We start from the raw sequence: 15,505 nt of genomic DNA on the forward strand, positions 1-15,505 counted from the left end.
GGATGAAACAATTGATAAAGAACCATCAGAAGGCTTTTTATGCTTTCATGATATTTAATATACTGGTCCCTTTAACTAATATTGCTTTTGCTTATTCTATTAAAGGTATTATTGATAGTGGCATGTCCCAAAATAAAGAAGCCTTAACTCAAGCGGTACTAGTAGGAGCTACTGTTATTTTCATCTATGCAGCACTCAACTTTATATCTCTTCGATTGAGAAATAAACTTGTTAGGCAAATCATGTCAAGATACAAAAACAAGGTGTTCCAATCTATTTTAGATAGGGATTATAGAGACTTTTCTAAAGAAAAATCAGGGAAATTTATTTCCGTATTAACCGAAAATATGAAGAAAATTGAGCAAGATTATCTATACCAGTATTTTAATATTTCAAAAAACCTTTCCTTAATGATTTTTTCACTTCTAACTATGTTTATAGGTAATTGGTTTTTGACCTTATTAGTTATCATTGCTAGCATCATTCCGATGATGATTTCAGGATTTATTGGACAAAAATCAGCCTCTTTACAAAATAGAGCTATGGTTGCCGATCAGAAGTATTTAGCTAAGGTTAAAGATATTTTAGCAGGATTTCTTGTTATTAAAAGTTTTAATGTGAAAGATGCTATCTGTGAGGATTATAGTCATGAAAGTGAAAAATTTGATGAAATAAATTTTATAAAAGGGAAATTTGACGTTTTAACTAATGTTATTTCACAGCTTTCAGGGATGATTGTTTTTTTGGTAGCCTTTGGTGGAGGGATGTATCTCGTATTTAATAGCTCTACCACAATTGGGAGTGTAACAGCTATTGTTCAACTGGTCAATTTTGTAGTAATGCCACTGAATGAAGTTGGAATGGGAATAAGTAAATTTCGTGAAGGTCAGGCAACACTAGATGCATTTGAGGTAAAAGATGTAACTGAGCTTCAGACTGGTGAAACAAAAGAATATTTCGATGATGTTATTTCTTTTTCAAATATAGACTTTTCTTACCCTAATACTAAAGAAAAAATTTTTAACCATTTATCTTTGAAGATTCAAAAAGGAGAAAAAATTGCAATTGTTGGAATGTCAGGGAGTGGGAAATCAACTTTGCTCAATCTATTACTGCGTTTTTACGATGTAACAAGTGGGCACATCTCCATTGATAATATAGATTTGCAAGCTATTTCAGCAGAGAGCCTTTATAACTTAATGACAATTGTTCAACAAGACGTTTATATCTTTGATGATACTTTAAGAGCAAATATTACTCTTAATCAATCCTTCACTGATGAGGAAATAAAGCAAGCTGTACAGCAGTCGGGTTTAGAAAGTTATGTTTTAGAAAATGAATCTGGTCTACAAACTTTATGTGGAGAGAATGGCTCAAATCTATCTGGCGGACAAAAACAAAGAGTTAGTATTGCGCGTGCCTTGATTCGAAAAACACCAATCTTATTATTGGATGAGGCTACTTCATCTTTGGATAATCAAGTAACTACTGAAATTGAAAGTTCAATCTTGGATATTCAAAATTTGACTGCACTTGTAGTAACCCACAAGTTGAATGAGAACATTTTGAAAAAATACGATAGAATTCTCTTTATGAAAGATGGCGTTATTGTTGAAGATGGTTCTTTCAGTGATTTGATGGATAGGAGAGGTGAGTTTTATAAGTTGTTTGAGTTGAGTGTGTAATTCTCTTTCATTTTATAGTATAATTTTATAAAACACTCTATCCTTTTCGTTCTATAATATATAAGCTTGCTAGCACCACATGTTGAGGCGGTAAGTTTGCTAGTCAAGGAGTAAAACGACGAAGATTAGCATTTACTTCCGCCCATGCGATAGCTGTCCGTGATTGACAAGTGCTAGCACGCAGACAGAACGGAGATAGCGAACCGCTGAGTGTGTCGCTCTGCTCGTAAAAGCTTAGAAACCTTTGAACGAAAGGGATAATGAAAGCCTTGATTGCAAGGCTTTTTGCTTTATGGTGGGTAAGTATCAGAGTGAGAAAATTTTTGGAATGAGTAGAAGTGATAGCTAGAAATTATCAGTTTCTATTTCCATTTACCCTGTGGGTACGTGTTTGTTTCCATTGACAAGGAGTTTGTGGGAATAGAAATGTACCCACCTTGTTTGAATCAAGTGAAGTGTAGTTGAAGGAAATCTGTTGAAAGCAATACTTCATTTTACCGAATAAGTAATAATTTAGGCAACTTCAAATCGATTAAAAAAAACTATTTTAAAGGTTAAGAGTAGACAAAAATTGTCCACTCTTTTTTGCAAACTCAATTTATCAATAAATGAAATGAGGGAATGTAAAATGAAATATTTTGAGGTTGAGTTAGAAAATCCTGATGAATTTTTAAAACTACAAACAGAAGATTTTGTGAAAGCTAATCGCTTGCTACTAAGGAAGATAATCCAGAGCGTTACAGTCTATGAAGAAAACTTCGTCATATCCTTTAAATCTGGCATCGAATTGGAAGTATGAGTCTCATTCCATAACTTTTATATTGAACATATCATCTTGTTGTGTTATACTATAAATTGATATAAACAAAGATGTAGGAGGAACCGAAACTATGACAGCCTCAATGCGTTTAAGATAAGCTGGCAATAAAAAAAGCAGAATCTATACCCGATGATAGGCTTTTTTGTTGTGCTTATTTATACGATATTGAGCATTCATTAGTTACGGTGAGGATATTGGTTATTTAACTATACCTTTATTTAACTATGTCTTTAATATGAATGTTTCCAAATTGTATGTATGCAGACCAAAAGCCACATTGTGGGGTTTGGCCTGCATTTTTTATTGCCTAGAATGCTATTCAAAATAGAAATTCAAGCAAAATAATATGCAGGAGATAATATAAATGGAAAAATACAACAATTGGAAACGAAAATTTTATGCAATATGGGCAGGGCAAGCAGTATCATTAATCACTAGTGCCATCCTGCAAATGGCGATTATTTTTTACCTTACAGAAAAAACAGGATCTGCGATGGTCTTGTCTATGGCTTCATTAGTAGGTTTTTTACCCTATGCGATTTTGGGACCTGCCATTGGTGTGCTAGTGGATCGTCATGATAGGAAGAAGATAATGATTGGTGCCGATTTAATTATCGCAGCAGCTGGTGCAGTGCTTGCTATTGTTGCATTCTGTATGGAGCTACCTGTCTGGATGATTATGATAGTATTGTTTATCCGTAGCATTGGAACAGCTTTTCATACCCCAGCACTCAATGCGGTTACACCACTTTTAGTACCAGAAGAACAGCTAACGAAATGCGCAGGCTATAGTCAGTCTTTGCAGTCTATAAGCTATATTGTTAGTCCGGCAGTTGCAGCACTCTTATACTCCGTTTGGGATTTAAATGCTATTATTGCCATCGACGTATTGGGTGCTGTGATTGCATCTATTACGGTAGCAATTGTACGTATACCTAAGCTGGGTAATCAAGTGCAAAGTTTAGAACCAAATTTCATAAGGGAGATGAAAGAAGGAGTTGTGGTTCTGAGACAAAACAAAGGATTGTTTGCCTTATTACTCTTAGGAACACTATATACTTTTGTTTATATGCCAATCAATGCACTATTTCCTTTAATAAGCATGGAACACTTTAATGGAACGCCTGTGCATATTTCTATTACGGAAATTTCCTTTGCATTTGGGATGCTAGCAGGAGGCTTATTATTAGGAAGATTAGGGGGCTTCGAAAAGCATGTATTACTAATAACAAGTTCATTTTTTATAATGGGGACCAGTTTAGCCGTTTCGGGAATACTTCCTCCAAATGGATTTGTAATATTCGTAGTTTGCTGTGCAATAATGGGGCTTTCGGTGCCATTTTATAGCGGTGTGCAAACAGCTCTTTTTCAGGAGAAAATTAAGCCTGAATATTTAGGACGTGTATTTTCTTTGATCGGAAGTATCATGTCACTTGCTATGCCAATTGGGTTAATTCTTTCTGGATTCTTTGCTGATAAAATCGGTGTAAATCATTGGTTTTTACTATCAGGTATTTTAATTATTGGCATTGCTATAGTTTGCCAAATGATAACTGAGGTTAGAAAATTAGATTTAAAATAAACAATATTGGAGGAATATTTATGTATCTTATTTTCATGTAACTCTTCCTGCTAAAATCGCAGGGTTTTCCCTGCATACAAGCAAATGAAAGCATGCGATTATAGACAGGAGGAAATGTTATGGAATTAATATTAAAAGCAAAAGACATTCGTGTGGAATTCAAAGGACGCGATGTTTTAGATATAAATGAATTAGAAGTATATGATTATGACCGTATTGGTTTAGTAGGAGCAAATGGTGCTGGAAAAAGCACTTTACTCAGGGTACTTTTAGGAGAATTAACTCCCCCAGGATGTAAAATGAATCGTCTGGGTGAACTTGCCTATATTCCCCAGTTGGACGAAGTAACTCTGCAGGAGGAAAAAGATTTTGCACTTGTAGGCAAGCTAGGTGTTGAGCAATTAAATATACAGACTATGAGCGGTGGTGAAGAAACAAGGCTTAAAATAGCACAGGCCTTATCGGCACAGGTTCATGGTATTTTAGCGGATGAACCTACGAGCCATTTAGACCGTGAAGGAATTGATTTTCTAATAGGACAGCTAAAATATTTTACAGGTGCACTGTTAGTTATTAGCCATGACCGCTATTTTCTTGATGAAATAGTAGATAAAATATGGGAACTGAAAGATGGCAAAATCACTGAGTATTGGGGAAACTATTCTGATTATCTTCGTCAGAAAGAGGAAGAACGTAAGAGCCAAGCTGAAGAATACGAACAATTTATTGCGGAACGTGCCCGATTGGAAAGGGCTGCGGAGGAAAAGCGAAAACAGGCTCGTAAAATAGAACAGAAGGCAAAAGGTTCTTCAAAGAAAAAAAGTACTGAAGACGGAGGGCGTTTAGCTCATCAAAAATCAATAGGAAGTAAGGAAAAAAAGATGTATAATGCTGCTAAAACCCTAGAGCACAGGATTGCGGCCTTAGGAAAAGTAGAAGCTCCGGAAGGCATTCGCAGAATTCGTTTCAGGCAAAGTAAAGCATTGGAGCTCCATAATCCATACCCTATAGTCGGTGCAGAAATTAATAAAGTATTTGGGGATAAGGCTCTGTTTGAAAATGCATCTTTTCAAATTCCGTTAGGAGCAAAAGTGGCGTTAACTGGTGGTAATGGAATCGGAAAAACAACTTTAATCCAAATGATCTTAAACCATGAAGAAGGAATTTCTATTTCGCCTAAGGCAAAAATAGGTTACTTTGCACAGAATGGTTACAAGTACAACAGTAATCAGAATGTTATGGAGTTTATGCAGAAGGATTGTGACTACAATATATCAGAAATTCGTTCAGTGCTAGCATCTATGGGGTTCAAACAGAACGATATTGGAAAAAGTTTATCTGTTTTAAGCGGTGGAGAAATTATAAAATTGTTGCTTGCTAAAATGCTCATGGGTAGATATAACATCCTAATAATGGATGAACCCAGTAACTTCCTTGACATACCAAGTTTAGAGGCTTTGGAAATACTAATGAAGGAGTACACCGGAACTATCGTGTTTATCACCCACGATAAACGATTACTCGAAAATGTAGCAGATGTAGTTTATGAAATTAGAGATAAGAAAATAAATCTGAAACATTAAATTTAAGGTAGTCGCTGGTCAGTATAGTCTGTTCTGGTTGGCGACTCCATTGTTAAAGAGTATAAAGACTTTAGATTTTATGAATATTAAAAATAGGAACAGTCAATTGAACTGCTCCTATTTTTCTGCTAAATATATTGTAGTTTTCTTATATGTATAATGATAGATTAGCGGATTCTCATCTACGGTACTTACTTCAAATATGAAGAAGTGATCGCGGTTATCTCTGGACTTTTCCTTATTGAGGACAAAGTAATTCTTACGTGAAGTCGCCATTGTTTTTAGGATATCATCAGTTAGGAAGGTCAATGGAATATTCATGTTAGAGTAGCGGTAGAAGTCACGTTCAAAATCTTGGTAGCTCTCGCTATAATAGTCCATTTGTAGGTGATTACGCTGAAACTCAAGCTGATTCATAGAGCACCTCCTCGACAAGTTCAATACTAATAATGTCTTTTAATTTCAAATTGATGTGACCTGTTGTAGTTTTTATCAAAATGAAATCTTTGGTCAGACTTGGTATTGTTCCAGTGTAGGAAACACGCTTGTTTTTTTCAATCACTTGAATGCGTGTGCGTAGCTGCCCGGCGTATACTTGACTGAGGAGTAATAATTTCTTCTCTAGTGATAAGTCAGACATGTACGTTACTTTGTTTGTATCATCAGAGAGTGCTGATGCATGTTCAGATAGGAAAAAGCCCATCCATTTTTGCATCTTTGTATCCTGGTACTCTCTTGCTGATTGAAATGGTAAATATGAACGGTCAATCATATCAAATCCTTTCTATGCAGAGGCAAGGGTATTTTTATCAAATTGAATCGTAAAACCTTGAATTCCCCCACCTGTGTAACATTCTTTAAAGCGATTGATTACCTCAGTATAGATTATCACAGATGAGCTTGTTGGCTTAATGCTAAATGTAAATTCCAATGGTAATCGGTTTTCAGATTTAGCATGTACTAGTCGTATCGATATTTCAGTTGTTTTGAGTTTTCTCTGACGAAGTTTTGAAGTTGCTGTTTCAACGATTCCATGTAAAAATCTTTCAAGCATTTCAATATCATTACATCCTTTGCTACGGATTTCTGAAAATTGTACTGTATTTTTTTCTTGTTTCATTTTAATCCCTCCAATCCACCCGCGGAATGACCACCGATAAGTTTACTGCGTTCAATATTTCTGGAACCTTCAGTTAGGACGGTTCCTTTTTGTATGGCTAAAAAACCAAACTGTTCTCTGACAACATCAATAGCTGTCTGAAGTCTATTATCTTTTTCAATTTGTTCTACATCATCAAAGAGTGATAGTAGAGTATAGCTTTCATCTACGAAGCCACTATAAGATACACCAATTTGTCTCACTGCACCAGAGGTGTATTTTTTCGGAATAATACAAGTACATGACTCACCATTGTTTTGGGGAGATTTGCGGGTTCAATTTTATTCTGAGCATTTATAGATTTTTTCATCTCAGTCCTAGAATAGCCAATATGAATAGAAACGACAGTAGTCAATACTAGGGCTACTGTTCCGTTCCACAGTATCATTTAAAAATCATTTTCACACCCTTTCGTCTATTAGTATAGAAGAAAGCTCTCAGCACATGAGGAGAAATCATGAGGGATATTCTCAGTTGAATAAGTAAGAGTATAATCTACATCTCCAAAGTAGGAGTGGCCAGTTCCAGCAGAAAGACCTTCATAGGTTTTATAACTGAATAGATCGACTACTTTGTTGTCGAATTTTTCCTGTTCTTCAAGTAATCCTGAGGAATAGACGACAACTTTAAAATCAAATAAGCTAAAAACGCTCTAAAATCATTAAATTGATATAAAAATGTTTTTTATTGTCAAAATATACAATTAAAAAAATTTCCAGTTTTTTTAAAATCACTATCTCAGATGACAATTTAATCAAAATATGATATAATACAGAAAAAGTAAAAATAACAAAAGTAACTTACAAAAGTAAAAGAAAAAAAGTAAATAGATAGCCACGGCGGATATTCCTTTCATTGTTTAGAAGGAGTTGCTGTGGTTATCGTTGTTGCTGAGCTAATTAATTGCTCTTATTACTTAGATGAAGTTACTTTTGTTATTGAATTAATTCAAATAATAATAACGATCAATGAAAGTACTCATCGATATTCCCTTTATGCAGTTTAGAGCACAAAGGAAAATGGTACTGATTTGATCGTTTTTTTGTGTATTGACATCCTAAAACCCAGTCAGAACCTTCAGTCATATTAAACAAGGAGATAACATGAGATTTGTTGTATATAAACATTCACTAGTTTTAGGTGATAACAACATCGTGACAAAGCAATTTATCGTTCTGAAGCACGATGACGGCAACTTACAATTTACTGATTTTCATCGTTATGTTAAATCTACTTCAAGAATCAAGTCTATTTCAGATGATGGGAATAAACGCTTTTCTTACGTTGTTAAGTTTCTAAATTTTATATTTGGTACTTCTGGACTTAAAAGTATAGATCAACTTACACTTGAAATGGTTAGAGAATTTTTTACGCTTTATGGATTATCTCAGTTACCAGGAGATAGAGAAAAAAGAAAGAAAAGCACCGTTGAAAAATGCGTAAATGCAGTTCTTGACTTCTTAACTCTTTATTTAAGTGAGCGAGAGGGAAAGGCTAAGTTAAAAGCAGAAGAATTGTATTCTACGACAACTTTTACGAATAGTAGAGGACGGGTTATAAAGCGTAAAGAACCAAATTTTGAAATATACGTAAATGATAGCAACACTGAGAAAGCTATTTTTCGTGATATGCCAAATAGTGCTTTTGAGATGTTATTTTCTCACATAGCACACTATCATAAAGATCTACTCATGGTTGTGGCCTTGGGAGCCTTTGTTGGCTTAAGACCATCAGAAGCATGCAATGTAAGACGTGAAGATAGTCCTCTAGGGCCAGGTATTTTGTTTCACCAAAGTGATGGGCAAGTATTTAAGATTGAGATCGATCTACGAAAAGAAATACCTCTCCGAAGCGATTTAAAGCCAACTGGACGGATTAAAAAGGAAAGACTTCAAGCAGTACCTTATATCTTTCTGGAGGTCTTTTTAGACACTTATAATGACTATATGACTTATCTGGAAGGTAAGAAGTATGAGAAGGATTATGGACCTTTAAATCTTAACAGACGAGGAAAAGCATTATCATACGATGTATACTATCAACGATTTCGTAAGATTATTCGCGACGAAATGATCCCAATCTTCTTAAAATCTGATGATGCAGAGGTTGTCTTTTTTGGGCAGCTTTTGCAGGAGCATAATATTTCCCCACATATTTTCAGACACTGGTACACGACACAGTTAGTATTATCTGGGGTTTCTGAAATAAGTGAGCTTATGTCAGCAAGAGGTGATAAATCGCCTGAGAGTGCTTGGGTTTATCTACAAAACAAAGGAGAAATCGCAAAACAATATGGTCAAGTTAATAATGGTGTTTTTGACTATATGAATTGGCGAGCAAATGAACTTTTTGGTGATAAGTTAGAAAGGTAATGTATGACTTATTCAATTAAATCTTTGATCGAAAATCTGTTAAGTGAACTCGGAAAAAACGATATACAGTATAAAGGCAAAATTAGTAAGTTTTTAGTTGATAACAATTGGTTTAATATTGAGATTGATTTGGATAACTATTCTATCTCAGATAAAGATGCTCAATTATTAATAGAAAAAATAACCAATTATCTTCTTGGACCAACTGGTTTAGCAGGAATTCAGCCTATATTTAAACAAAAATTCCCATTAACTTACAAATATTTTCAGCAATACTCAGAAGATAGCAACTTATCTAAGGAAAACATGTTTTATGTTCAAGATTTTCTTGCTTTTTATCTTAAAAGAGATTTATTTCTCTGTAATGATAATGAGATTGAATTGTTGGTTGAAGAAGCAGTATATGCACTTGAAAAGCAAAAAGGCGAAGTTTTTATTGATTTTTTAAAGTGGTTAATGAATAAAATGAGATGTAACTATCACAAAAGATATGAATTTACACCTCGATACACATTAGAACAGGAGACTAACGCTTATGAGTTAGACGAATATTTAGAATTACTGTATTTTCTTTTTAATGACAATTACATTAGAAAAGAAGATATGCTTTATAAAGCAGCAATCTCAAAAGACTACGCAGATACCTGGCTATTTCTAGCACTTCATTTTATATGTGCGCTACGTGGAACAGATTTAGAACAACTTGGACATCCACAACTTCCTAGAACACCGAAAGAAGTTCTAAAATCAGTTAGAAGTGGTAATTGGAGTAGCAGTGAGGCAAGAAGAACTCTTTTAAGTATTACAACTCGTTTAACTTATTTAAATATTACTCCAAACAAAACAAAGCGAACTAAAAATATTAGTCAGATTAAATTTCAGGTCCCTGAGAGTTGTCAGGTATTGATTGGAACGTTGTTGGCTATCTGTGAAGCTCATTATCAGTTGAATAAAGATAATAATGATGAACCTTTAATTCGACAAATAAAAGAATATAAACGAATTAATCGATATATGGGGAAAGAAATTGGAGACTTATTTCTTGAAAGGAATTTTAGTTCTAGATCTGCAAATAAATCCTATCTTCAAACTGTTGCCATGTTAGCAGATGATGTTTTGCAAGAAAAATCTGAGTTAAATATTAAAGGCTATTTTTTAGCCGCATTAGCCCGTAGCCATAAAGGTTCATTCGATGAATTTGCACAAACTACAACAACGTACCTAAAAGATGCCCAACTAAGCCAGCTTAAACCAGAAATGGTTGCGAGAGAACTATTTGAACGAGGTGTTTTATCTATGATTCCATCAATGATCCTGACGATTGTAACTAGAGGAAAGTATAAAGAATTAAGTCCTAGTCAACAGACTCAGATGATTAAACAGTTAGATTTGACACCAAATGAGATTGAAAAAACATTGGCTTTAAGCATTCAGGCAGAAGTGAAATCGCAAAAGGCATTAAAGATTTTGGTAGAAGAAGAAGCAGAGCCTAATCAACTTCTTACTATTTGTCATCGTATAGGAAACGGTGAAGCCTTCTCAAAACAAGGTGAAAGCATGTGTCTTTTATCTGCGCTTGGAAAGATTTGTCCATATGACGATAGGCAACATTGCATCGGTTGTCATTATGAATTACAAACGAAATCTACTTTATTGTTATTAGTAGGAGAATTCAATCGTTTGAACAAACAATACTCTAGAGTTCGAACTGATTTAGAAAAAGGTAAAATTCGGAGTATTTTAGAAGAACAAATAAAACCTTGTTTAACTGAAATGTTGCAAGCTTTATGCGAGCAATATGGGGATGACGTGTTGCATGATTACGAAGAAATAATAAAGGAGTTAATAAATTGAACAATCAAACTAAACTTTTTAAAACTGAAAATTATTTTGAACCATTTAACTGTGATTGTGTTCTGCGAGCAAAAGAAGTTTTCGATGATTATTTTGAAAAAGGAATTATTCTAAGTTACGATTTTGATCATAAGAAATGGGAAACTACAAATGAATATGCCAATATTAGCCTGTTTTTTAACATTCCTGAGTTTCAATATAGGAGATTTTATCAATCAATTTTTCAGTTGCCTTATAAGGAATTTATCGATTACTTAAAAAGTTTTATTGTTTTCTCAATGAAACAACATGTTTTAGAAACTTTGCAGCTATTTCTAAGAGATATTAAACGTATTATCAAAAATACAACCAAAGATACGTTTTTAGATTTAGAAAATATCTCTGTAATATTTCCTGGTTTATGTATTGACTTTTTCTCAAATCTTCCCTGTTCAGATGATATTCAACTAAGTCAACTATTGGAGCAATTGGATAATAAATTAACTCTCAACCTTCAAAAAAGGCAGAAGTCAAAACAGCAAAGACAATTAGCGCAATTTCAATCCTATTTTACTTTTAATGACATTTTAAATGATTATTGGTCTCAAACATTATCTAAGAAAGAACGTCTATTTTATTATCCATTGTATCTCTGGTGGCAGATTACAGCGATTTTACCCTTAAGGCCAAGAGAATTTCTTTTAATTCAAAGAAACTGTTTGACCAAGAAAGATGGAAAATATTTTCTTACATTAAGGAGAAATATAATCAAAGGAAGTGATCGACTTGTTGAACATAAAATTTCTGAAGATTATATTTTGAATACTTATGAAATTACTAATTCATTAGCTTCTGAAATAAAGACTTATCTCAAACTTACGGAAAATGATCGTTCTACTAAATTAGATACATTATTTGTGACTGATCCCCATTATAATCGTTGGGGTCGTCGAACAGGTGTTAATAACCGATTTTTAACTTACACTAATCTCAATACTATTTTGAGGTATTTTTTTAATGAGATCATTTCTCAAAAATACGGTTATCAAGTTAATTATTTTAGTTTTCCAGCTAGATTAGATGAAAACGAGATTAATTTGATTCATATTGGTGATACGAGACATATTGCAATGATCAATTTAATTGCAGAAGGGGCTAGTCCTGTTACAGCTATGCTTTTAGCTGGTCATGAAAGTGTGACAACTTCATCTCACTATTTTTCAAATTTAAGCCAATTTATTGAATGTCGTAGTTATCAAATGTATCGTAAACTAACGAGTAAAAACACGAATTACGCCATAAGTAAGAGGCAGCCATTTTATACAGCAAAAGGACAATACATCACTTTAGAAAATAAAGGACGGTGTTACTCACCCCGCTTTGCGAAAGGTGATTATTCAGATTGTCTGAAAGTTATTAGTGAGCATGCAGAACTAGGTGCTTGTACGAGCTGTCCTTTTTACCGTAAAGCAGGTAAAGATTATTTTTCAATGGATAAAACATTTAAAAAGTCAGTTGATGAAAAAGCTATGGTTGTAAATGAAGCGATTAGAAAAGTTAGACAAGGGAAGTGTCATATTGAAGATATTGGAGAAGCTTTGTTGAAATTAAAAACAGTTAGCAATACCTATCAAGATTACTTAAATGCTAAACAACTTTCTTTAGAGGAGAACAAGTCTAATGGCTAGAAAGAAATCAATTTCTGATGATGAATTGATTCATTTGTTTGAACAGTATTTAATTTCCCAGTGTTCCTGTGATTTAAGCTTGGTAAAAATTCCTCGGTTCGGTGACTATGTGAGGAATCATGGCTATCAAAATGTTGCGGATACAACCATTAGACGTAATAAAAGATTCAGGGATTTTTTAAAAGAAAGTGAAATTAAATATCAAGATGAAAATTATGAGACTGTGATTACTTACAAAACCATAGATCCTGACAATTTTATGGCAAAAAATCGTACTCCAGGTGCTATGAAAAGAGCATTGGTGGAAATTAGCCAATACTATAAGAAAATAGCAAACATTGCGGCTAGCTATAAACAAGAAGCAGATAAATTACGTGCTTTAAATTCTGAACTACAGTCAACTAATGAAGATTTAAAACAGAAGCTACAAAGAGAAAATGAGTTAAGTGATGAGAATCAAAAACTATTACAAATAATCAAAACAAGTGTCTATCCAGAAATTGCGAATGAGCTTTTAAAAGAAGAAGGATTGTTAAAATATTCTCAAAAGGTTATCAGTGAGGATTTCCTAGCAGAGAATATCATTACCGCTGATTCAGAAATAGATTTTCATTCTGGTGGTCTTATTGAACAAGAAAACCCTCAAAAATCAACTAAAGTGGTTTCTATTAAAAACTTACTGGACAGCAAAACTAATTATAAATGAGGAAAGAAATGAACAAGAAAGTTAAAGATAATCCAGCTATTTACATGTACTGGGATCAAAAACGAAATGTTCTTGACCCAAAAAAATTTTCGTCAAATAGTTTAAAATATGCCTATTGGTCTTGCCCTTATTGTCAACACCATTGGGAAGCGAAAATCATTGATGTGCAGCTTGACAGTTATGAATATCTTAGGTGTTGCCCCCATTGTGGATTAGGTGAACGTTCCATTGATGAAAATGAGAGTGTTCTTCAGGTTTATCCTGATTTCAGAAATTATATAAACTACAGCGTTGAGCAGGATGAAGAATTAGATGAGAAACTTCTTACCTTGCCGTTCAATAGTAAAAAAAAATTCAATTTTAAATGTCCGACGTGTCAATTAAGTTGGAAAGATTCTGCGACAAATAAGAGGTTATTTCAACTAACAAGTGGGGATTTATTTCATTTTGGCTGCAATGAAACTACCTATCATTGCGATTACAAATCAGTTTATCCAAATTTAGCTAAAATCTATAGCGATCATTTAAACAAATTTAAATTTAACGAACTGAAGCTGAGTTACAATATAACAGTACCTATCCATTGGGAATGTGATAAGTGCCATTGCAAATTTGAATTATCTTTTGATAGATTATTGAACCGAATTAAAAGAGGTGGTCATTACTGTTTGGAGTGTCATTCTTCATTTGAAGAGTTGTTAGATAAAGATTACGAGGTTTCTCCTCTATCTTTTTTAAATTCTTCCATGCTCAAGGAGTGGTCTGAAAGGAACAATATTACACCTAATCAAGTTGATGCATTGTCTAATGTTCATGTGTTATGGGAATGTACGAACTGTCACGGAGAGTATTCATGCTCACCATTTGAAAAAACAGATAGATCTTGTCCATTTTGTTCAAATAGAGAAAAACTTCAAGACTTTAATACACTAAATGAAACACATCCCTATTTGAAGGAATTTTGGGACCTCAGTAATGAAAGGGATTTTTCCGAATATTGGTTTAAGTCGAAGAATGTAGTTAGTTGGGTTTGCCCTTGTTGTAAAATCAACTTTCAATGTAGCCCAGCCGAAATGATCAGTCGAACCGATTTAGAAAATCAAAACTTTCAAACATGTCCTAATCAATGTGACTGGAGGACTGAGATATTTAAAAATAATATTTTCCTTAAAGAACCAAAACTCATCAAAGAATGGAGCGCTAAAAATAAAATTCCTATTCATTTAGCTCAGACAACGATTGAGACCAAAAAATATTGGTGGGATTGTTCAAAGTGTCATGGGACATATTTATGTTCTATCCCAATTCGAAGAGAAGTTTCTCAGTGTTGTCCTTACTGTAACAACGATAAGCCTCTGAAGGGGTATAACACATTTGATTATTTGTACCCTGAACTAGCAACATTGTGGGCACCAAATAATAAAGTCTCTATAGATAGTTTTGTTCCATTATTAACTGAAAAAAGGTTTTATTTATGGCGCTGTAAAGAATGTAACTTCGAATTTCATGAGCGCTTCAGCATTATACTAAATAAGTATTTAAGTTCCGAGACAAAAGATCTTAAAGAAATGTGTCCATTTTGTGCAGAATTAAAAGAAAGACAAGATAATATCTCTTTTGAAGATTTAATGAATGAGTGGGACTACCTTAATAATCTTATTCTAGGAGATCCAGAAAGAATCACAAATAGTACGAAATTAAGATTTTGGTGGATTTGTAAGAACAATCCAGAGCATCGTTATAGAATGGCTATCGTAGATAAGATTGCAAATATAAAACGATCTATCGAGCCATGCATGTTTTGTAAAGGGCGTAGACGAAAAAGAGAACATTTTGTCCCTTATAAGAAAATTTAAAAACAGGTTCAAATTTGAACTTGTTTTTTTATCATAGATTTTTATAAAGTACATTATTTTAAAAGATTGTATTTTTAGTTTTCAAGTAGATAATGTACAGTATTTAAGTATGCGAAAGATTTAGTTTTCGCAGGAATAAAGTACATTTTTTGCTCAAAAAAAAATTTTTGTTAAGAAAGATCTCCCCTATAACATCTTTCCGAAAAACTATAATTTTCTTG

Annotated in this window: 13 protein-coding genes; 9 read left to right on the forward strand and 4 right to left on the reverse strand. The window is 33.6% G+C overall.

Going from position 1 to position 15,505, the window contains the following annotated elements; translation table 11 throughout:
- Positions 1 to 2: 2 nt before the first annotated feature.
- The 4 genes from QM460_RS06600 (at position 3) to msr(D) (ending at position 5,670) form a co-directional block, all read left to right on the forward strand.
- A complete protein-coding gene (locus QM460_RS06600; RefSeq protein WP_009731041.1) occupies positions 3 to 1,685 on the forward strand; it encodes an ABC transporter ATP-binding protein in 1,683 nt (560 codons plus the stop codon).
- A gap of 628 nt (positions 1,686 to 2,313) precedes the next feature.
- On the forward strand, positions 2,314 to 2,484 hold the full coding sequence (locus QM460_RS06605) for a hypothetical protein (protein ID WP_000873143.1): 171 nt from the start codon (positions 2,314 to 2,316) through the stop codon (positions 2,482 to 2,484).
- A 385-nt stretch (positions 2,485 to 2,869) separates the two neighbouring features.
- Positions 2,870 to 4,087 (forward strand): macrolide efflux MFS transporter Mef(A), encoded by a 1,218-nt coding sequence (gene mef(A), locus QM460_RS06610; protein ID WP_000417519.1) that lies wholly within the window; start codon positions 2,870 to 2,872, stop codon positions 4,085 to 4,087.
- A gap of 119 nt (positions 4,088 to 4,206) precedes the next feature.
- Positions 4,207 to 5,670, forward strand: a complete 1,464-nt coding sequence (gene msr(D), locus QM460_RS06615) for an ABC-F type ribosomal protection protein Msr(D) (protein ID WP_414289603.1) — start codon at positions 4,207 to 4,209, stop codon at positions 5,668 to 5,670.
- 117 nt (positions 5,671 to 5,787) lie between these two features.
- Here msr(D) and QM460_RS06620 read toward each other — a convergent pair whose 3' ends face one another.
- The 4 genes from QM460_RS06620 to QM460_RS06635 are packed head-to-tail and all read right to left on the reverse strand — an operon-like array spanning position 5,788 to position 7,032.
- A complete protein-coding gene (locus QM460_RS06620) occupies positions 5,788 to 6,087 on the reverse strand; it encodes a DUF5960 family protein (protein ID WP_001072467.1) in 300 nt (99 codons plus the stop codon).
- The gene (locus tag QM460_RS06625; protein WP_000567222.1) at positions 6,074 to 6,442 is read right to left on the reverse strand and encodes a hypothetical protein; all 369 of its coding nucleotides are present in this window, start codon (positions 6,440 to 6,442) and stop codon (positions 6,074 to 6,076) included. The genes QM460_RS06620 and QM460_RS06625 overlap by 14 nt, the downstream gene beginning before the upstream one ends.
- Before the next feature lie 12 nt (positions 6,443 to 6,454).
- On the reverse strand, positions 6,455 to 6,790 hold the full coding sequence (locus QM460_RS06630) for a hypothetical protein (protein ID WP_000806926.1): 336 nt from the start codon (positions 6,788 to 6,790) through the stop codon (positions 6,455 to 6,457).
- Positions 6,787 to 7,032 carry a hypothetical protein gene (locus QM460_RS06635; RefSeq protein WP_001813542.1) on the reverse strand — a complete coding sequence of 82 codons (246 nt, stop codon included), beginning with the start codon at positions 7,030 to 7,032 and terminating at the stop codon, positions 6,787 to 6,789. Before QM460_RS06635 ends, QM460_RS06630 begins: the two co-directional genes overlap by 4 nt.
- Positions 7,033 to 7,932: 900 nt before the next feature.
- Between QM460_RS06635 and QM460_RS06640 the strand changes: the two genes are divergently transcribed.
- Genes QM460_RS06640 through QM460_RS06660 form a run of 5 tightly spaced genes read left to right on the forward strand, consistent with a single transcriptional unit; the run spans position 7,933 to position 15,284 of the window.
- Positions 7,933 to 9,201 carry a site-specific integrase gene (locus tag QM460_RS06640; protein ID WP_006151645.1) on the forward strand — a complete coding sequence of 423 codons (1,269 nt, stop codon included), beginning with the start codon at positions 7,933 to 7,935 and terminating at the stop codon, positions 9,199 to 9,201.
- Between the two features lie 3 nt (positions 9,202 to 9,204).
- The gene (locus tag QM460_RS06645; protein WP_025197155.1) at positions 9,205 to 11,055 is read left to right on the forward strand and encodes a hypothetical protein; all 1,851 of its coding nucleotides are present in this window, start codon (positions 9,205 to 9,207) and stop codon (positions 11,053 to 11,055) included.
- Positions 11,052 to 12,722, forward strand: coding sequence for a hypothetical protein (locus QM460_RS06650; RefSeq protein WP_414289604.1), 1,671 nt, complete (start codon positions 11,052 to 11,054; stop codon positions 12,720 to 12,722). Before QM460_RS06645 ends, QM460_RS06650 begins: the two co-directional genes overlap by 4 nt.
- Positions 12,715 to 13,428, forward strand: coding sequence for a hypothetical protein (locus QM460_RS06655; protein ID WP_049509688.1), 714 nt, complete (start codon positions 12,715 to 12,717; stop codon positions 13,426 to 13,428). Before QM460_RS06650 ends, QM460_RS06655 begins: the two co-directional genes overlap by 8 nt.
- 8 nt (positions 13,429 to 13,436) lie before the next feature.
- Positions 13,437 to 15,284 carry a zinc-ribbon domain-containing protein gene (locus tag QM460_RS06660; RefSeq protein ID WP_049509687.1) on the forward strand — a complete coding sequence of 616 codons (1,848 nt, stop codon included), beginning with the start codon at positions 13,437 to 13,439 and terminating at the stop codon, positions 15,282 to 15,284.
- Positions 15,285 to 15,505 lie beyond the last annotated feature (221 nt).

It is taken from the genome of Streptococcus infantis, assembly GCF_047464415.1.
GTDB classification, from domain to species: Bacteria; Bacillota; Bacilli; order Lactobacillales; family Streptococcaceae; genus Streptococcus; species Streptococcus infantis_AE.